Origin of the sequence: Mesorhizobium sp. BR1-1-3 (assembly GCF_020165455.1) — a bacterium.
In the GTDB taxonomy this organism is placed as follows: domain Bacteria; phylum Pseudomonadota; class Alphaproteobacteria; order Rhizobiales; family Rhizobiaceae; genus Mesorhizobium; species Mesorhizobium ciceri.
In genome coordinates this window covers 162,746-180,764 of record NZ_JAIUIC010000010.1, presented here as the reverse complement: position 1 = coordinate 180,764, position 18,019 = coordinate 162,746, and the positions used below count along the sequence as shown (strand labels likewise).

General features: G+C 63.1%; 18 protein-coding genes. 4 read left to right on the top strand and 14 right to left on the bottom strand.

The features are described from left to right. Positions 1 to 34: 34 nt before the first annotated feature. From LB559_RS22210 to LB559_RS22195, 4 genes are all read right to left on the bottom strand, one after another. Positions 35 to 1,618, bottom strand: coding sequence for a GH3 auxin-responsive promoter family protein (locus tag LB559_RS22210; RefSeq protein ID WP_224674983.1), 1,584 nt, complete (start codon positions 1,616 to 1,618; stop codon positions 35 to 37). Then, on the bottom strand, positions 1,608 to 2,351 hold the full coding sequence (locus LB559_RS22205) for a hypothetical protein (RefSeq protein WP_224674982.1): 744 nt from the start codon (positions 2,349 to 2,351) through the stop codon (positions 1,608 to 1,610). The genes LB559_RS22210 and LB559_RS22205 overlap by 11 nt, the downstream gene beginning before the upstream one ends. Before the next feature lie 401 nt (positions 2,352 to 2,752). Further along, entirely contained in the window at positions 2,753 to 2,950 is a 198-nt protein-coding gene (locus LB559_RS22200; protein WP_013530509.1) for a hypothetical protein, read from the bottom strand. 120 nt (positions 2,951 to 3,070) lie between these two features. Continuing rightward, positions 3,071 to 3,304, bottom strand: coding sequence for a hypothetical protein (locus tag LB559_RS22195; protein ID WP_224674981.1), 234 nt, complete (start codon positions 3,302 to 3,304; stop codon positions 3,071 to 3,073). A gap of 198 nt (positions 3,305 to 3,502) precedes the next feature. On the opposite strand from LB559_RS22195, the gene LB559_RS22190 reads away from it, so the two are divergent. Then, entirely contained in the window at positions 3,503 to 4,411 is a 909-nt protein-coding gene (locus LB559_RS22190; RefSeq protein ID WP_224674980.1) for a Gfo/Idh/MocA family protein, read from the top strand. 128 nt (positions 4,412 to 4,539) lie between these two features. On the opposite strand, the gene LB559_RS22185 is transcribed toward LB559_RS22190, so the two are convergent. Further along, positions 4,540 to 4,815, bottom strand: coding sequence for a hypothetical protein (locus LB559_RS22185; protein WP_024503933.1), 276 nt, complete (start codon positions 4,813 to 4,815; stop codon positions 4,540 to 4,542). Positions 4,816 to 4,958: 143 nt separating this feature from the next. On the opposite strand from LB559_RS22185, the gene LB559_RS22180 reads away from it, so the two are divergent. Beyond that, positions 4,959 to 6,983 carry an amidase gene (locus LB559_RS22180; protein WP_224674979.1) on the top strand — a complete coding sequence of 675 codons (2,025 nt, stop codon included), beginning with the start codon at positions 4,959 to 4,961 and terminating at the stop codon, positions 6,981 to 6,983. Between the two features lie 92 nt (positions 6,984 to 7,075). Here LB559_RS22180 and LB559_RS22175 read toward each other — a convergent pair whose 3' ends face one another. The 9 genes from LB559_RS22175 to LB559_RS22135 form a co-directional block, all read right to left on the bottom strand. Beyond that, on the bottom strand, positions 7,076 to 7,408 hold the full coding sequence (locus LB559_RS22175; RefSeq protein ID WP_224674978.1) for a hypothetical protein: 333 nt from the start codon (positions 7,406 to 7,408) through the stop codon (positions 7,076 to 7,078). 94 nt (positions 7,409 to 7,502) lie between these two features. Beyond that, positions 7,503 to 7,880, bottom strand: a complete 378-nt coding sequence (locus tag LB559_RS22170; RefSeq protein ID WP_224674977.1) for a hypothetical protein — start codon at positions 7,878 to 7,880, stop codon at positions 7,503 to 7,505. A gap of 26 nt (positions 7,881 to 7,906) precedes the next feature. Then, positions 7,907 to 8,554, bottom strand: coding sequence for a ThuA domain-containing protein (locus tag LB559_RS22165; RefSeq protein WP_013530499.1), 648 nt, complete (start codon positions 8,552 to 8,554; stop codon positions 7,907 to 7,909). Between the two features lie 41 nt (positions 8,555 to 8,595). Continuing rightward, positions 8,596 to 9,618 carry an LLM class flavin-dependent oxidoreductase gene (locus tag LB559_RS22160; protein ID WP_224675031.1) on the bottom strand — a complete coding sequence of 341 codons (1,023 nt, stop codon included), beginning with the start codon at positions 9,616 to 9,618 and terminating at the stop codon, positions 8,596 to 8,598. A gap of 69 nt (positions 9,619 to 9,687) precedes the next feature. Further along, positions 9,688 to 10,575, bottom strand: coding sequence for an ABC transporter permease (locus LB559_RS22155; RefSeq protein ID WP_013530497.1), 888 nt, complete (start codon positions 10,573 to 10,575; stop codon positions 9,688 to 9,690). Continuing rightward, positions 10,572 to 11,531 carry an ABC transporter permease gene (locus LB559_RS22150; RefSeq protein ID WP_013530496.1) on the bottom strand — a complete coding sequence of 320 codons (960 nt, stop codon included), beginning with the start codon at positions 11,529 to 11,531 and terminating at the stop codon, positions 10,572 to 10,574. Before LB559_RS22150 ends, LB559_RS22155 begins: the two co-directional genes overlap by 4 nt. 7 nt (positions 11,532 to 11,538) lie before the next feature. Further along, on the bottom strand, positions 11,539 to 13,176 hold the full coding sequence (locus LB559_RS22145; RefSeq protein ID WP_024503938.1) for an ABC transporter substrate-binding protein: 1,638 nt from the start codon (positions 13,174 to 13,176) through the stop codon (positions 11,539 to 11,541). Between the two features lie 34 nt (positions 13,177 to 13,210). Beyond that, complete coding sequence (locus LB559_RS22140) at positions 13,211 to 13,987, bottom strand: DUF427 domain-containing protein (RefSeq protein ID WP_224674976.1); 777 nt, start codon at positions 13,985 to 13,987, stop codon at positions 13,211 to 13,213. A gap of 14 nt (positions 13,988 to 14,001) precedes the next feature. Then, positions 14,002 to 15,360: an LLM class flavin-dependent oxidoreductase gene (locus tag LB559_RS22135; protein ID WP_224674975.1), complete on the bottom strand. Its 1,359-nt coding sequence runs from the start codon at positions 15,358 to 15,360 to the stop codon at positions 14,002 to 14,004. Between the two features lie 191 nt (positions 15,361 to 15,551). On the opposite strand from LB559_RS22135, the gene LB559_RS22130 reads away from it, so the two are divergent. Both LB559_RS22130 and LB559_RS22125 read left to right on the top strand, forming a co-directional pair. Then, entirely contained in the window at positions 15,552 to 17,360 is a 1,809-nt protein-coding gene (locus LB559_RS22130) for an ABC transporter ATP-binding protein (RefSeq protein WP_224674974.1), read from the top strand. A 168-nt stretch (positions 17,361 to 17,528) separates the two neighbouring features. After that, positions 17,529 to 17,969, top strand: a complete 441-nt coding sequence (locus LB559_RS22125; RefSeq protein ID WP_224674973.1) for a hypothetical protein — start codon at positions 17,529 to 17,531, stop codon at positions 17,967 to 17,969. Positions 17,970 to 18,019: the final 50 nt, after the last annotated feature.

The window sequence follows — 18,019 nt, the reverse complement described above, 5'->3', positions numbered from 1 at the left end:
GACCCATTTCCGCGACACGGGATGCCGCATCATCCTAAGCGTCCTCCTTGTCCGCCCCGAGCGCCGCGAGAAGCGCTGCGTCCGATCGAGTGAGCAGAACCGGCGCCTTCATTCCGGCAATGCTCGTGCCGCCCTTCATGCGGTGGCGCTTCAGCCTGCCATAGAGGTCGTCCACGCCGGTCGTCCGCAGCGGCCCCAACTGGCCGATGCGGCGGGCATACTCATATTGCGGGTTGGCCTTGAGCGCATGGTCGAGGCCACCGCCAAGCACCTCAACGGCCGGCCCCGGACCGGTCTCGACGAAAAGCCGGTAGTGCGGGTGCGGCGTCGCGACCGCCACCAGCAGCGAATAGGTACGATGATCGAGACCGGCCTCGGCCAGCGACCGCACGACAAAGGCTTCCGTGAGCTTTTCGCCACAGAGATCGGACACCACGCCGATACGCCCGCTGAAACGCAGGCGCGGCGTGTCGCCGGTGAACCCGGTGACTTCGACCATGTCTTGCGTATCGTAGCGATAGAGGCCGGAGCCGGTGGTCACGATAAGCCGGTAGGTCAGGCCTGCCTCCAACTGCCACGCGAAATAGTTGGCACCGCTGTCATCGACAAATTCAAAAAACCCGCTTTGCGATGCCAGGATGCACCCGGACCCGTCGCCATAGGGAAATGAAACGGCAGCTTCGGTAGACATCAGCCCTTTGGACTGGATGAAGACATGCCGAAATTGCGCCTGCAATGCGGCGGCAAAGCCACTGCTGGAAGCGTCTGTCCAGCAGCTGATCGTGTCGAGGCGAGGCCAGATCGCCGACAGCTGCGAACTTCCAAGCGCGCCCTCCAGCGCAGCAATGCGGCGGCGCACCACGTCCGCCGGCCGCACGGCGCCCAGCCTGTCCGCGAGCTCCGGCAACAGGCTCTCGGCATCGCGCTGCATCGCGCGCAGGATTTCGGTGAGATAGGTCGGGCTCCAGACCCAGATCAGGCTCAGATCCTCGGCCGCCAGCAGGTGCAGGCAGGTCTGCCTTTGCCACTCGGCGAAATCGCTGAGCAGCCTCAAATCCATCGGCACCGCCGAAACTTGGATCAGGCTATCGCGCAAGGCGCCGAAATAAGCAAAAGGAACGGGACTGCCCAACCTGCGCGCACCGACGCGCTCGCTTGCGCCGCGGCCTACCGGGCTTAGCGCGAAATAGCTGTGCCCTTGCGCAACGCCCGGCCGGCGCCGTATCAGTTCCGACATCCAGGGATAGAGACAATCGGTGTAGGCCTGCAGGCCCGTGTCGGTATAAGGGATGTATTTCGCGCCACCGGAACTGCCGCCGGTTTGCTCGATAAACCGGACCGGCTCGGCAGTCAGCACATTTTCCTCTCCGGCGACGACACGATTGATGTATGGCGACAAGGCCTCGTAGCCGCGGATCGGCACGAGATCGCGAAAGGACTCGGCCGAAGCGACGTTGGCGAAGTTGTGGTCACCACCAAACACAGTCGCAGGATTGGCTTCTAGGAGCCGCCGCAAGAGGGAGCGCTGCGTGGCCTCAAGTTGATCGAGCCGCGCCCGAAAACCGGCATCCCCGGCAGCGGTCGCGCCGGCAATCCGTGCCCAGGCTTCAGCGCCCATCTTGCAGCCCTTCGGCGAAACTCGCGGCGGCGTAGCGCTTCAGATTGCCGAGTTCGAATTCCGCGAGGCAGGCAAGTTCGACACCTCGGAAGTAGAAGGGATTGGCCTGGAGAAAGAAGGCGGCAAAACGGTTGCGGAATGCTGTTTCCTCGACATCTGCCCACTGTTCCCGCAAGTGGCCTTGCGACAGGCCGAAGTCTATCAGTCCGGTCGACGGCTCGAATTGACGCCCGTATCGGGCAGTTGCGATGGCATCGCGGATCGTCTGCAGGCGGGCCGAAACCGGACCATCGACGGCTGGAACGAAGTCGCAGAAAAAATTGGGGAGAATGCGGAACGTCCTATGCCCTCCGATGATGGAGAACCAGAACAACCGGCCCGCCACCCCGGCCTTGGCGGCGCCGGCCGCGCGAAAGAAACCGCGCAGCAACACGGGGTCGCCCCAACGCGCGGAATGGAGGACGGTATCGCCGGAGAAGAGATAGTGGACAGTCTGGCCGCCCACGGTCAGTGGCCTGACAAGATAAGTCGAAAAGCCGATAATCTCCCGGTCGCACCGGATGATCACGACAGCATCCTTTTCGGCGAGATCGCGTTCGAAAACATTGCGATCGACTGCCTCGTAGTAGGTCTCATACAAGGCAAACATCCGGTCGCGCTCGGCAGGCGTCAGTTCCCGCACCGGCGTGATTGTCGAGCCAATGGAACCGATCTCATCCGCAGTACTTTGCACGCAATCTTGCCGCCCATGTCAGACCCCAACAAACCGAATATCAGTCATGGGCTCGATAATTCAACCCGCACCAACCCGAATCTTTATGAGCATTTGTCTCGGCATTGCGGGCAATGGACCTTGCGAGTTCGCCGTCTCACCCGACACTGTCGGTCAAAGCGGCCGCATTCGGCCGCCATGGCATAGTGCGTTGGACAGCGGTCGGCGATCACACTGCCGGTCGCCCGCGAATTGTTCGACCGCTACTCTCGGCTTTGGTCAGCTATCTTCATAGGAAGTCCAAAGCTGCCTGTCCGCTTTCGGCCTAAAATGCGATGCCCGATATTGGACGCAGCAAGGTTAGAGGCTGCCGGCGATGAAAGCGCTGCCGGTGCATGCAGCGGCATCCCAGCCGGATATGTTCAGAAGTCGAGAGCGACCATCATGCCGCGGACTTCGGCCATTTCCAGCAGCAGGTCTTGGAGTCTTTCGTCCAGTGCGGCACCGGTCAGCGCCAGAAGCTCGGTGACGCTCTCTCTCATCGATATGACGGCGGCGCCTGTCTTCTCGGCGAGCAGCCGTCCGATGGCAGCTCGGATCAGGTCGTCCTGATCAGACATTGCTTCACCTCCCAACGCACTGCAACCTCCCCTTGCTTTCCATGCCTCACCACCGCTTTCGACAACAGGGCGTGATTTCCCATACCGTATGATTTTTGATGCGACATCGGGCAGCTTTGCTCATGCCAGCAGATCGTCTCGATGAGCCCGCCAGTCGTTCAACACCGACAATGAGGGCAGCAGCGAAAAATGGCCGGGCTGGACCGTTTCAACCGCTGCAAGCAGTGCCAGCGGCACTTCGTGCCGATAAAGCCCAATGCACACGCCCCCTTTGGCCGTTGCCGGCAATTCCGTGACGGTGTCGAAAATCGAAAACGTACCCGTTGGCTCTTCCACGATTTCGAAACGCCGCACCCTAAACCTCTCTGCACAAAAGTAGCGACCAACGCGGACATCCCCTAGTGGTTCCCTAGGCCGGCAGTTTTTTCGCGCCTTGGTTGTAGCGCATGCCGGCAGGACAGTCATGCCCGCAGGGCGCGCAATCAAAAATCGCTATGCACATTTTAAATCTTGACGCGTGTCAATTTTTTATAAACATGCGCAAATTCCGGCATGGGCGTGTACGACGTGTCGCCCAGCCTGGTGGCGCTGTGCACCTCGCAACACCCGACGGCAAGAACCTTCGAGACGGCCGAGGCGCTAATAGCGTCACCCGACATCGACGCGGTGTTCGTGCTGTCATCCGACGACACCCACAGCCGCTTCGTGCACGCGGCGATTGCCGCCAACAAGCACATCCTGCTGGAAAAGCCCGCCTGTCTGACGGTGCGCGAGATCGACGATCTGCTGGCGCTGATGCCGGACTACGACAAGACCCTGTTCGTCGGCTATATGCGCCGCTACGCGCCGGCATATCTGGCCGCCAGGGACGAGCTGCCGGCCTTCGCCGACATCACCCATGTCCGCATCTTCGACCTGATCTCGGAGGGCCGGCATTTCCTCAAGAAGAGCCAGAACGTCCTCTATCCCAACGACATAGACCCGGCCCTGCTGGCGCGTGGCGCCAAGGAGCGCGACGCGCTGATCCGCGAAGTCGTCGGTGCCGACGCGCCGGCCGACCTGGTGCGCGCCTATCGCGGGCTGACGGCGCTTTCCTCGCACCACATTTCAGCGATGCGCGGGCTGATCGGCGAGCCGGCGCGCGTGCTGGCCGCGCACCGCACCAATGGCGGCGCCAACATATCGGTCACCTTCGACTACGGCCATTTCGCTTGTCTCTACGACGCGGTGGTCGACGATCTCGGCCTGTTCGACGCAATGATCGAGGTGCGCTCCAACACCAGGCGCGTGCGCATCATCTACGACACGCCCTACATCCGCAACCTGCCGACGCGGCTGGAGGTCACCGATGCCGGCCCGCTCGGCCCGGTGACGAAGCCTTCGGCCCTCTCTACGGCGATGCTTTCTCGAATGAACTCGAGATTTTCCACCGCCACATCGCCGAAGGAACAAAGCCGCTGACCGACCTCGCCGATTCCCGCCGCGACCTGGCGCTGATGGCCGAAATCATCGAGCGTATGAAGGAGAGCGGCCAGCGTTGAGGCGCGCCCTACTGCCCTACTGCCCTACTGCCCTACTGCCCTACTGCCCTATTTCCCGCAGTGATGATCGTTGATCTTGTTCAATGCATTCGCGTCGGGTCCAACGCGATGGTAGGAGCACGCGCCAGCCGCCGTCGTCACCAACTGCTGATCGTAGTAGTGCGGACCGCCGAACAGGATATCGATGAGATCGCCTTCGGCGGGAACGTAGCGTTCGGAGTGGACCCGGCGGTCGTAATGCCGGTCGCCAGCCAAGGCCGGGGCGCAAAGACTCGCGCCCGTAGCAACCGCGAGAGCTAGGATCGCAACGCATTTCGTGGTCATCGGCACACCCTTCTGGCCATTCCGGAATCGCACCATACATCCAAAACCGCCAGCCGGACAAAAGTTCCGAGAAGACCCCGATAGGCTCTTGCCGAAGCCTGCGGCCTCGCTCATCCATGGTGCGTGGAAATGTGGGATCCGTGATGACCGACGCCAGCCTTCACCTCGTCGAAGCGACGATCGACCAACTGCGCCGCGCGCTCGATGACGGCACCGTCACCAGCGTCGAACTGGTCGGGGCGTATCTCAGGCGTATCGCGCATTTCGACCGGCACGGCATCAGCCTCAATGCCGTCCCAGTGCTCAACCCTGACATGTTTGAGCAGGCGGCGGCCTCCGACCAGCGCCGCCGCAACGGCGCCGTGCTCGGACCGCTCGACGGCATCCCCTACACCGCCAAGGACAGCTACAAGGTTGCAGGCCTGACGGTGGCCGCCGGCTCGCCGGCCTTCGAGCATCTCATTGCCAATGAGGATGCCTTCACCATAGCCCGGCTGCGCGCCGGCGGTGCGGTGCTGATCGGGCTGACCAACATGCCGCCAATGGCCAATGGGGGCATGCAGCGCGGCGTCTATGGCCGCGCCGAAAGTCCGTACAATGGCGATTATCTCACCGCCGCCTTCGCATCGGGTTCGTCCAATGGCTCCGGCACGGCGACAGCGGCCAGCTTCTGCGCCTTCGGGCTTGGCGAGGAAACCTGGTCGTCCGGCCGCGCGCCGGCCACCAACAATGCGCTGGTCGCCTACACGCCGTCGCGCGGCGTCATTTCTGTGCGCGGCAACTGGCCCCTGGTGCCGACCATGGATGTCGTCGTGCCGCATACGCGCAGCGTGCCCGACATGCTCGAACTGCTCGATGTGATCGTCGCCGACGATCCCGAGGCGCGAGGCGATTTCTGGCGCGCGCAGCCTTGGGTCAAGCTGCCGAAAAGCTCCGATGTGCGGCCGCCCCGTTATACCGATCTCGCACTGGCGGGGTCGTTGAAAGGCAAGCGCCTGGGCGTGCCCAGAATGTATATCGGCCGCGACAGCGAGGCCGATGCGCCGATCGAAACCCGCGCCTCGGTGCTTGCCCTGTGGGAGCAGGCAGCGGCCGATCTCAAGCGGCTTGGCGCCGAGGTGATCGAGGTCGATTTCCCCGTCGTCTCCAACTACGAGCGCGACCGCCCCGGGGCGCGCACCATGGTCGAGCGCGGGCTGGTGCCGCAGGACTTCGCCGAGCGCGAACTCTGGGATCTCAGCATCTGGGGCTGGGACGACTTTTTGCGCGCCAATGCCGACCCGGCCGTGCCCGATCTCGTCTCGGTCGACGGCCCAAAGATCTTCCCGCAACCTCCCGGCACGCTGCCCGACCGATATGAAGGCGGCTTCGACTTGAGGGAATATGTCGAGTGGGCGCGGTCCGGCGTCACGCCGTTCGCAGACATTCCAACGCTGGAAGACGGACTGAAGGGCCTCGAAGCAACAAGGCGGATCGATTTCGAGGACTGGCTGGACGCCCATGGCATCGACGCCGTGGTGCTGCCCGCCGCCGCCGATGTCGGACCGGCCGATGCAGACATCGACGAGGCGTCCGCCGTCCTTGCCTGGCGCAATGGCACCTGGGTCGCCAACGGCAATCTGGTCTGGCGCCATTTCGGCATCCCCACCGTCACCGTGCCGATGGGAACCATGGCCGATATCGGCATGCCGGTCGGCCTGACTTTCGCCGGCAAGGCCTATGATGACGAAAGGCTGCTGCGCATGGCCGGCGACTACGAACTGTCGACCCGGCGCCGCACCCTGCCCCCACGCACGCCGGAACTGACTGAAGATGTATTTTCCCGCCGGCCCACGCAAACCGGTAACGGCAAGGCACCTCCGCTCGTCATCGCGCTTGCCGCCGAGACGCGCACGACCGGCGATCAGGACGAGATCACCATCACCCTCGACCTGCCGATCGACGCCGAGGCGGAACACGCCAGCGTCAAGGTGCATGTCAACGGCGAGCCTGTCGCCATCCAGCGAAGCGGAGCGCGCTGCTGTGGACAGGCATTGGTTCCGGCCGCAGAGCACCAGCGGTTCCACAGCGTCTGGCGTGGCTCGTATGGCTCGATCGTGACGGCTATTGTGCGGCTGGAGGATGGGCGCAGCGCCGGCGCCTATCTGGTTACGGGCGGGATTGGATGAACGCCAGCAGCTAGGAAGGCAGCGAAGTCAGCCATTCTTCCCAAAATTCCTGCTGCATATGGACGAAAACCGGAACCACGTCGACGCCATCATCAAATATGTCGACCAGATCGCTCTCTTGCGGAAATTGCCCCGTCTTCACCTTGCAGGCTATCAATCCGCGACTTTTCTCCATCACGGTATTTTCCGGATAAACATTGGCGCTTGCTCCGTAACAGAAGGGTAGCAGGCCATCGACTTCGAGTGCCTGACGGATTTGGAACAGAGCCCTCGAAAAAATCTTCCTCTTCTGCCTCGATCACCTTGTCCCGATAACTGCATTTCAGATTGCATGCAGCGCCGTTCACGTGCAGCGTGAACACGGCTTGCTCGTCGTCACCAACGGAACCTGCTCCGATCAGAAAAACAGTACGCTGATGGTCCATCTCATCCCCCTCGCCATGTGACGGGATGGTAGTACGACAACGGCCGCTTTCCAGCATGGCAGGGATTGGGACGCGGCCGCACTCCCTGCCGTCGTCATCCGCTGGCCGAGCGTCCCGCCGCAAAGGCAAGGTCCCGCCGAATGACATCCCGCTTGTCTTGCGACAGACCGGCAAGCAGCTTTTCATCGAGGCAGCCTGCTCGGATGAGATGAGTGAAGACATAAAGGAGCTGCGAATAGCGGTAGTCGAACGTCCGATCGATATCCCGCCGCTGTTCACGCAAATAGGCTTCCAGCTCCCACATCTGGGAGGGAACCGTCACCGCACTGGCCTTGCTCTTGAATTCGGCCATCGTCTTTGCGAGGGCCGCCTCAAGAGCCTTATCGAAGGCGTGGCGGGCGAGCTTCTTTTCGGAAGCGGACCAACTGGAATCATTCATTGGATATCTCCGTAGATTTCCTGTGAATTCCATCAGATTTTCACGAACTTCGCCTGCTTCTACCCCCGCGCCGCCCAAAGCAAACCCCGCTCCACCATCAGCGCCATTTCCGGCACCGCGAACTCATCCGCCGTGTGACCAAGGGAACTGTAGAAAACCTTCCCCGCCCCATAGCGCCGTTTCCAGACGACCGGCATGACAACGCCGCCTATCCCCGGAAAATGCGCGTCGGTGAAGGTGGTGGTCGCCAGCACCTCATTGCTTGGGTCGACATGCATGTAATATTGCTCCGACCGGTAGGCGAAATCGCTGATGCCTTTTGTGATCGGATCGTCCGGCCGGGTGATCGCGACAGTGTAGTCGATGATGTTGCCGGGATGCGCCACCCATTGGCCGCCGGTCATGAACTGATAGTCGGGCTCATTGCGGAAACTGTCGCCCATCGTCCCGTGGAAACCGCCGAGCCCGCTTCCCCCGCGAACCGCAAGCGTTAGGTTCTGCAACTCGGCCTTTTCGATCGTCGACATCGTGATGACGGGCACGATGAGATCGAAGGAAGCAAGCTCCGGACCAGCGAACATCGCCGTGCCTTCGCCGAGCGTGACGTCGAAGCCGTTTCGCTCAAGCAAGGTGCGAACGAGCTTCGCGCTCTGCTCCGGCGTATGGCCCTCCCAGCCGCCCCAGGCGATCAAGGCCTTCTTTGGCATTGTGTACCTCCCTGGAAAACTCGGCCCTGATCGATCCGGCGTCAGCGCCAGCCCAGCGCTGGAGCGACATGGGTCAGGATCGCCTCGATGACATGCGCATTGTAGTCGACGCCGAGCTGGTTCGGAACGGTGAGCAGCAGCGTATCGGCTTCGGCGATCGCCTCGTCCTGCGCCAATTCCTTGATCAGCACATCCGGCTCGGCCGCGTAGCTGCGCCCGAAAATCGCCTTGGTGTTCTCCTCGATGAAGCCGATCTGGTCGCGGCTCTCATTGCCGCGGCCGAAATAGGCGCGGTCGCGATCGTCGACCAGCGCGAAGATGCTGCGGCTGACCGAGACGCGCGGCTCGCGCTTGTGGCCGGCTGCCTTCCAGGCCTCGCGATAGATGCGGATCTGCTCGGCCTGCTGGATGTGGAACGGCTTGCCGCTCTCGTCGAATTTGAGCGTCGAGCTCTGCAGGTTCATGCCGAGCCTGGCTGCCCATTCCGACGTGGCGTTGGTGGCCGCACCCCACCAGATCCGCTCGCGCAGACCCTCCGAATGCGGCTCGAGGCGCAAGAGGCCGGGCGGATTGGGGAACATCGGCCGCGGATTGGGTTGGGCGAACCCCTCGCCCCGCAGCGTCTCGAGGAAGACCTCGGCATGATGCCGCGCCATGTCGGCGTCGCTTTTGCCTTCCGGCGGCGCGTAGCCGAAATGGCGCCAGCCATCGATCACCTGCTCGGGCGAGCCACGGCTGATGCCGAGTTGCAGGCGCCCGCCGGCGATGATGTCGGCGGCACCGGCATCCTCGGCCATGTAGAGCGGGTTCTCGTAGCGCATGTCGATGACCGCGGTGCCGATCTCGATGCGGCTGGTCTTGGCGCCGACTGCCGCCAGCAGCGGGAACGGCGAAGCGAGCTGGCGGGCGAAATGATGCACGCGGAAATAGGCGCCATCCGCGCCCAGTTGCTCGGCGGCGACGGCGAGGTCGATGGATTGCAAAAGCGCGTCCGAAGCCGAGCGCACTTGCGATTGCGACGAGGGCGTCCAGTGCCCGAACGACAGGAAACCGATTTTCTTCATAGTCATGCGATATAAGGATGCGCGTCAGGCTTCAATGCAAAAGAGATTTTTTGGCGCCCGGATCAAGGCTCATGCATCGCTATTCTCGAAGGCGCCAATGCCTTGTGCGATCAGGTTGGTCGCCATCACCAGCGAGACGATTGCCCCGGAATTGAAGACGACGACCCACCATTTTCCGCCGGTCAGGAAGCCATAGCCGTCGGCGACGGCCAGTCCCCAGTCGGCCGATGGCGGCTGAATGCCGAGGCCGAGAAAGCTCAGCGTCGCGATCGAGAAGAACGCGTAGCCCAGCCTTGTGACGAGTTCGATGAGGATCGTTTCCCTGATGTTGGGCAGGATCTCCAGGAACATGATGGCGAGCGGGCCTTCACCGCCAAGCCGCGCGGCGCTGACATAGTCGCGCTGCTTCTGCTCACGCACGGCGGCGCGAACGGTGCGCGCCACCAGCGGCGCGTAGGCGATGCCGATCACCAGGATGACGGTCAGGTTCGACGGGCCGATCGCCACCAGCGTCATGGTGACGAGAACGATGAACGGAAACGCCATCAGCGTATCGAGCAGCCGCGCGCCGATGGCATCAGTGAGGCCCTCGAAATAGCCGAGCACCAGGCCGATGATGCTGCCGGCGGCAACCCCGGCCAGCGTCGCCAGCGGCGCAACCAGCAGGATGTCGCGCGAACCGACGATGATGCGGGACAGCACATCGCGGCCGAGCTGATCGGTCCCGAACCAGTGCAGCGCATCGGGCGGCGTCAGCGTCGCCAGGAAATCCTCGGCATAGGGATCGTAGGGAACGAAGAGGTTGCCTGCTATGGCGCAAGCGACCCAGAACAAAAGCAGCAGCAATCCGACCACGACCGACGGCGGCAATCCGGCGAAAGCACTGCGAATCCGGCGCACTGCCGAAAAGCCCGCCACGGCGCGCTGCAGTGCGGGAAACTCGGCCAGATCCGTCATGGCGAGGTCCGGCGGCGTTGCCGCGGATCGAGCAGCGCCAGCAAGAGGTCGCCGGCCGCCGCCGACAGCACGAAGATGGCCGCCATCACCAATACGCCTGCCTCCAGCATCGGGAAATCACGGGCCTTGGCCGCGTTCAGGACCAGATTGCCAAGTCCCTGGATGCCGAACAACGCCTCGATCACCACCAGCCCACCCAGCATGTATCCGGTCTGCGTCGCCAGCACCGCGACGGTCGGCGTCAGCGCATTGCGCAGCACGTGCCGAAAGATGATCTCGCGCCGCTCGAGCCCTTTCAGGACGGCGGTGCGCGTGTAATCGGCGGCGATCGCCTCGATCACGCCTGCTCGCGTCATCCGGGCGATATAGCCGGAAAGGTTCAGCACCAGCGGCAGCGCCGGCAGGATCAGATAATAACCATGCGTCCAGAAGCCCGCGCCATCGGGCGCAACTCCGGAGATCGGGAACCAGTTCAGCCACAGGCCGAAAACGATGAGCAGCATCAGGCCGGAAACGAAATCAGGCACAATGCCGAAGGAGACGCCCGCCATCACGATCAGCCGGTCGATGAGGCGGCCCGCATTGAGACCGGCGATGACGCCGGCACCAACGCCGAGCGGAACGAGGAAGAGCAAAATAATCCCGGCAAGCGCCGCGGAGCGCTTGAGGCTTTCCAGCACGAAGGGCGCCACCGGCCCGCGCATCGACAGCGAGGTGCCGAAGTCACCGGTGACCGCTTTGCTGAACCAGAGCCAATACTGGACGAGAACCGGCTGGTCGGCGCCTAGCCGCTTGTTCAGTTCCGCCACCGCTTGCGCGTCGGCAAAAGGCCCGAGCATGACACGGCCCACATCGCCGGGCAGGACCTGCCCGGCGAAGAACACCAGAATGCTGACCAGCCACAGGGTGAGGACAAGTGTGCCCACACGCGCTGACAGAATGCGACCGGTCAGCATGTCGCGATCATGCCTGGACGAAGGAAACGCGGTCGAGCAGGAGATGCGAAATCGCGGTGAAGCGTACGCCCTCGACCTTGGAGCTGACGATGCGGCTGTATTGCGAGAAGTAGCTGATGATCGCCGGCGTCTCGTCGAGCAGCAAGGTCTGGATCTTGCGGGCAACAAGGCGCTGTGCCTGCAGGTCGCGCGCCTTCGAGTAGTCAAGCAGCAGCGCGTCATAGGCCGGGTTGTTGAAATGTGCCGCGTTCCAAGCTCCCGAACTCTTTAGCGTGGCGTTGAGGAAGATGTCGGGCGTGCCGCGGTGGCCATAGTCGGTGATGCCGAGCACCGAATCCAGCCATGGCGAACTGCCGAACGTCGCCGAGCCGTAATAGGCGTCCTGCGGCAGGACATTGAGCTTGACGTCGATGCCGGCCTTCTTGGCGAAGTTCTGGATGATGACCGCATAGTCGGGAATGTCATAGGCGCGTTCGGTGGTCAGCGTCACCTCGAAGCCGTTGGGCACGCCCGCCTCGCCAAGCAGCCGCTTGGCCTCGGCAATGTCCTGCTTGCGCTGCGGCACCGATGGATCGGCCGAGGGGAAGATCGGCGCGAACGGCGTGTCGTTGCCGACGATGGCGCGGCCCTTGAGCAGGCCCTTGACCACAGCCTCTCGGTCGATCGTGAGCGCCAGCGCGCGGCGGATGCGCTTGTCGGTAAACGGCGCCTGGTCGGTCCTGAGATGCACCTGGTCGTGCGAGCTCGCCTGCACGCTCAGCAGCTTGAAGTTGGGATTGCCCTCGATCGCCAGCTCCAGCCGCGTCGTGCTTGGGATCACGTCGAGCTGGCCGGCCTGCAAAGCCAGCACCTGTGCCTGCTCGTCGTCGAAGAACTTGATCTCGATCCGGTCGGGCAGCGCCTTGTCGCCCCAGTAATTCTCATTGCGCACGAAGCTGGCGCCTTGCTTGGGACGGAAGGATTCGAGCTTGAACGGGCCGGTGCCGTTGAAAGTCTTCTCGAAATCACCGGCATAGTCGGCAGGCAGGATGACGGCATTGTAGACGTCGGAGGAGACATAGAACGGGAAGTTGCTGTTCGGACCGTCGAGATCGAAGGCGACGGTTTCGTCGTCGACCAGCTTGGCGCCGCCCTTGGACAGGATGCCCTTGTAGGCGGACAACGCCGACGAGCCGCTGGCCGGATCGACCAGCCGCTCGAAGCTCGCCACAACGTCTTTGGCGGTGACCGCGCGGCCATCGTGGAATTTTACCCCTTGCCGCAATTTGAAGGTCCAGCGGCTGGCCGTCTCGTTGGCCTCCCAGGACAGAGCCAGCTTCGGCTGCAGACCATCCTTCGGATCGTCGAGGATCAGATACTCGCCGACCTGGCTGATCACCCCGATGCTGGCCGGATCGGTGACCGAAACCGGATCGATCGCCTTGGTCGGCTGGCCGAGCCCGACGCGAACCGTGCCGCCGCCGGCAGCCGCGGCGCGCGCGCCTCCCAATCCCTGCGAGGCGGCAAAGCCGGTCAGGCCGAGCAGTGCGGCATATCTGAGGAGATCGCGGCGCTTGAGAAAGCCGCCCTGATGTTCGTCGACGGCGACATTCCAGATGTCCCCCGACAGATTGCGAACTGCGTCGATATCTCTGCGTCTGGTCATTTTGAAACCCTGCTTTGAAATGAAGATTGAAAATCTATACGACGGGCTCGCCGTCGAGATGGATGCGGTCGACGGCCTGCGGATAGAAGGCGATGAGGCCCTTGATCTTCGGCATTTCCTCAATGGGATCCCGGTAGCTCCAGGCGATATCAGGGCGCACCGAACCGTCGCTCAGCAGGCCGGACCAGTAAGAGGCGATGCCCTTGTAGGGACATCGCGTCGTGGTGACGGACGCCGTCAGCCGCTCCAGCCGGATGTCTTCCGCGGGCAGATAAAAACGCGTCGGCAGATGCGTCTCGAACAGCAGCACCGGGCGGTGGCTGTCGGCGATCGGCTCGCCGTCGAACCAGATCTGCAAATGGCTCGAGCTTTGCAGAACATCGATGCGCGCATAGGGATCGCGTGCATGAACGAAGACTTCCTCTTCCTCCTCGAACCATTGGTCGACGGCTTTCCAGGTGAAGGCGATGCGGCCGGCCAGCGGCGCCAGGTTTTCATCCGGCGGCGACACGAACGACCACGCCGCGTTGGCGCTGCGCCTGTCGCCGCTGTCGATATCCCAATAGGCGGTCTCGCCACCGACCGGATGCGGCTCGCGATGCAGCGAAGGTTTCAGCACCGATGGGTCGACCGCTGACGGCGGGAAGAAATAGATCGGCAGGAAATGGTTGGAGCGCAGCACCAGCACGTTGCGGCTGTCGGCGATGGTGCGGCCGCCGAATTTGACGCGCACACGCTTGGGGCTGTGCAGGACATTGACGAGCTGCGGCGCGGTCGCTTCGCGCGGCTGCAATCTTGGTGCGACGGTCATGATCGTTCTTCCGGTCAGGACACGGCACGCGCATTGTCGCGCTGGTCGGCGAAGCGGTTGGCGGGCCGCGCCAGGCCGAAACGCTCGCGCAGCGTTCCCGGCCCGTATTCGGTCGGGAAGACGCCGCGCCGCTGCAGCTCCGGCACCACCTGTTCGGCAAAATTCACCCAGTCTTCTGGCAGCAGCGGGAACATCAGGTTGAAGCCGTCAGCGGCACCCGAAACGAACCAGTCCTGCAACTGGTCCGCGATCTGTACCGGCGTGCCGGCAACCGTCGGCACCGAACCGCTGTTGGCGAGCTTGCGCGCGATCTCGCGCAGGCTGAGATTCTGCTTCGCCCACTGCTTGACCCGGTTGAGCGATGTGCGCCCGCCATTGAACGTGCTTTCGTCCGGCAGTGGCGGCAGCGGCCCGTCCGGCGGGAACAGCGACAGGTCCAACCCGCTCCAGCTCGACAGAAGGTCGATGCCGACCTGATCCGGCAGCAAGGTCTGCAGGTATTCCTGCTTTTCCCGGCCTTCCGCTTCGGAGGCGGCGACGATCGGCAGGATGCCGGGCAGGATCTTGAAGCTCTCCGGCCGCCTGCCGTGGCGGGCCAGCCGCTCGTTGATGTCCTGACGGTATTTGATGCCATCCTGCTTGGTGCTGTAGATGGCGAAGTGCGCATCGGCCTGGGCGGTGGCGAAGTTCTTGCCATCTTCGGACGAGCCGGCCTGGACGATTAGCGGATGGCCTTGCGGCGGCCGCGAGACGTTGAGCGGCCCACGCACCTTGAAGTGCTTGCCCTTGTGATCGATGGGATGGACCTTGTCGGGGTCGGCGAAATGGCCTGACGCCTTGTCGATCAGCAGCGCCTCGTCTTCCCAGCTGTCCCACAGCGCCTTGACGATATCGAGGAATTCGGCCGCGCGCTCATAGCGGAAAGCATGCTCGATATTGCCGTCGCGGCCGAAATTGCGCGCCTCCTCATCCATGGCCGAGGTGACGACGTTCCACGACGCCCTGCCCTTGCTGATATGGTCGAGCGAGGCGAACATGCGCGCCACATTGTACGGCTCGCTGTAGGAACTCGACGCCGTGGTGATCAGGCCGATATGCTTGGTCACGCTAGCCAGCGCCGATAGCAGCGTCAGCGGTTCGAGGCGGGCATTGGCGTAATGGGCGACGCCGCTCTTGACTGAATCCCAGATCGACACGTGGTCGGCGACGAAGATGGTGTCGATCCTGGCGCGTTCGGCCGCCTGCACGAGATCGCGGTAGAATTCGAAATCCAGCACCTCCCGCCCCGGCGCCCTCGGGTGGCGCCACGACATCCGATGATCGCCCTGCGGGTTGAAGAAGAATGCGCTGAGGATCATGTGGTCTCGAGCCATGCCGGGCCTCCTTCCAGATCTGCTCCGGAGACCGTCGCGCTGCCTCGGCAGATGGCGACAATCTCTGCTGATGCGAGAAAGGTAGATTGCGCTCCGGCTTAATCCGAGTAATTTTATAGAGATAATGCATTGCGAAAGCGGAAGCGATTGCCCTCGATGGCGGCGCTGGAAGAAAGTGGTTTCAAGTCCCCATGTCCTCCTCGGTTCTGAACGTAGACCAGCTGTCCGTGGCCTATGACGGGCGCAAGGGATCGCATCCCGCCGTCAGCGGCGTGTCACTGCACATCGGCGAAGGCGAAGCGCTCGGCCTGGTTGGCGAGTCGGGATCGGGCAAAAGCTCGGTGGCGCTCGCCATATTGCGCTATCTGCCGAAAAACGCCTGCATCACTGCGTCGGCGCTGGAATTCCAGGGCCGCGAAATCCGCGACCTTTCCGCCGAGCAGCTGCGCCGGCTCAGGGGAAATCATATCGCCGCCGTCTACCAGCATCCCGGTGCTGCCCTCAATCCAAGCATGACGATCGGCCGCCAGATCACCGAGACGGTCATGCGGCATCGCCCGGTTTGCCTCGAAGAGGCGCGCGGGCGCGCCGCCGAACTGCTCGGCCGCGTCCGGGTCAGCCATCCGGAGCGGGTGCTGGATCTCTATCCGCACGAACTCTCCGGCGGCATGCAGCAGCGCGCCAACATCGCCATTGCCATTGCGCTCGACCCATCGCTGCTGTTGCTGGATGAGCCGACGACGGCGCTCGACGCCAGCGTCCAGTCCGAGATCATCGCCATCCTCTCCGACTTACGCAAGGATCACAAAACCAGCATCCTGCTGATCAGCCACGACATCAATATGATCCGCCGCTCCTGCGACCGGGTGGCGGTGATGCAGGCGGGAACCGTGGTCGAAAGCGGCGTTGCGAGCGATGTCTTCGACAACCCCTCTCACGCCTACACCAAGGCGCTCATCGCCTCGATCCCGGCGCTCAACTACACCAAGCGGGACGGAAGACTGGCGGAGACGGACGGCGTGCCAGCGCACCCAATGGTCCAAGGCGAAGACGCCGGCCTGCCAAAAGAACGCCGCATCGCGATCGCCTGCAAAGGCATCAGTCATGCCTTCGGCAGCCAGCCAGTGCTGCACCACGTCGATCTCGACATCGGCCAGGGCGAGACCTTCGGGCTGATCGGCGAGTCCGGTTCTGGCAAGTCGACCCTGGCACGGATCGTCACCGGCCTGCAGACGCCAAGCGCCGGATCGGTCGAACTGTTCGGCAGGACGGTCGCGCCGCGCGTCGAGAAGAGAAACCTTGCCGAACGCCGCGACGTGCAGATGGTCTTCCAGTCGCCGGATCGCACGCTCAATCCGCGCCAGCGGATCGGCACGATCCTCGGCCGCCCGCTGCGCAGGCTCGCCGGCCTGCGCCGCAGCGAGGTGAGAGCCCGCGTCGGCGACCTGCTGCAATCGGTTCGCCTCGCCGGCGCCACGGCCGAGCAGAAATCGCGTTCGCTGTCCGGTGGCCAGCGGCAGCGGGCGGCAATCGCGCGCGCCTTCGCCGGCGTGCCGAAGGTCGTCGTGCTCGATGAACCGACCTCCGCGCTCGACGTCTCCGTCCAGGCGACCGTTCTCAACCTGCTCAACGACCTGCAGCGCGACAAGGACACGACCTATCTGTTCATCAGCCACGACCTCAGGGTGGTGCGCTACATGGCCGACAGGATCGGCGTGCTCTATCGCGGACGCCTGGTCGAAACCGGCTCCTCCGACCAGATTTTTCGCGGCCCCAACCACCCCTATACGGCCCTGCTTTTGGCTGCGTCCTCCGACGAAGCTGCGCCGAGACTATCCGCTCCAATCGAGATCGAGTCGGCCGGCGTCCCGAATACGGGGTGCTCCTTCGCCGACCGCTGCCCGCTGGTCCTGCTCGACTGCCGAAAGACGGAGCCGCCGGCCCGAGAGACCGCGGCAGGGCATCTGATCGCCTGCTGGCGGCACGGCAAGGGTGTCTGAGCGCCCGAAGGTCCGCAGCAGTGGCAGGGTTTTAGCGGCAAGCAGATCGTCGATGTCTGGAACCTCTCCGACGGCTGCTGCGGAGTTCCTGCCGCCGTGGTTGGGCCGCTTCCTCGCATACAAGTACATTCATTTGTGCTAATATATTACTGTCATGCACATTCGTTCGTGACGAAGACGTGGGAGGATGCAATGAAAACCATGAATCGCAGGTCTGCAATTGCTCTCGGTGTGATGGCTGTCGCGATAACGCCTCTGTTCACCCTGGCGGCATCAGCGAAGAAATACGGCCCGAAGGAAGGCAAGGAGATTGCGCCCGGTGTCAGGGTGGTTGAGGTCAGCACCGGCAACTCCGACATTCCCGCCTACAAGAGCATCGCAATTGTCGACGTGGTATTTCAGCCCGGCGCACACGCGCCTCAGATGGTGATGGACAACGATATGGTCTGCACCATTGCTTCAGGTGCGTTCACGATCAAGAAGGCCGACAAGGAATTCAAGCTCAAGACGGGTGACATGTACACCTGCGCCAAAGGCAAGACCGACGAGGCGACAAATACAAGCAAGGAGGTCGGCGTGCATCGGATCGCCGTCCTGATACCTGCCTAGCAAACCGGATTCCGGCCGGATGGAAGGTCGCATGCCGTCCGGCCGGCGCT

Coding starts and splice junctions, on each gene's coding strand:
- LB559_RS22210 (WP_224674983.1), bottom strand. CDS start 1,618: ATGGGCGCTGAAGCCTGGGCACGGATTGCCGGCGCGACCGCTGCCGGG.
- LB559_RS22200 (WP_013530509.1), bottom strand. CDS start 2,950: ATGTCTGATCAGGACGACCTGATCCGAGCTGCCATCGGACGGCTGCTC.
- LB559_RS22190 (WP_224674980.1), top strand. CDS start 3,503: ATGGGCGTGTACGACGTGTCGCCCAGCCTGGTGGCGCTGTGCACCTCG.
- LB559_RS22185 (WP_024503933.1), bottom strand. CDS start 4,815: ATGACCACGAAATGCGTTGCGATCCTAGCTCTCGCGGTTGCTACGGGC.
- LB559_RS22180 (WP_224674979.1), top strand. CDS start 4,959: ATGACCGACGCCAGCCTTCACCTCGTCGAAGCGACGATCGACCAACTG.
- LB559_RS22175 (WP_224674978.1), bottom strand. CDS start 7,408: ATGGACCATCAGCGTACTGTTTTTCTGATCGGAGCAGGTTCCGTTGGT.
- LB559_RS22170 (WP_224674977.1), bottom strand. CDS start 7,880: ATGGAATTCACAGGAAATCTACGGAGATATCCAATGAATGATTCCAGT.
- LB559_RS22165 (WP_013530499.1), bottom strand. CDS start 8,554: ATGCCAAAGAAGGCCTTGATCGCCTGGGGCGGCTGGGAGGGCCATACG.
- LB559_RS22160 (WP_224675031.1), bottom strand. CDS start 9,618: ATGAAGAAAATCGGTTTCCTGTCGTTCGGGCACTGGACGCCCTCGTCG.
- LB559_RS22155 (WP_013530497.1), bottom strand. CDS start 10,575: ATGACGGATCTGGCCGAGTTTCCCGCACTGCAGCGCGCCGTGGCGGGC.
- LB559_RS22150 (WP_013530496.1), bottom strand. CDS start 11,531: ATGCTGACCGGTCGCATTCTGTCAGCGCGTGTGGGCACACTTGTCCTC.
- LB559_RS22145 (WP_024503938.1), bottom strand. CDS start 13,176: ATGACCAGACGCAGAGATATCGACGCAGTTCGCAATCTGTCGGGGGAC.
- LB559_RS22140 (WP_224674976.1), bottom strand. CDS start 13,987: ATGACCGTCGCACCAAGATTGCAGCCGCGCGAAGCGACCGCGCCGCAG.
- LB559_RS22135 (WP_224674975.1), bottom strand. CDS start 15,360: ATGGCTCGAGACCACATGATCCTCAGCGCATTCTTCTTCAACCCGCAG.
- LB559_RS22130 (WP_224674974.1), top strand. CDS start 15,552: ATGTCCTCCTCGGTTCTGAACGTAGACCAGCTGTCCGTGGCCTATGAC.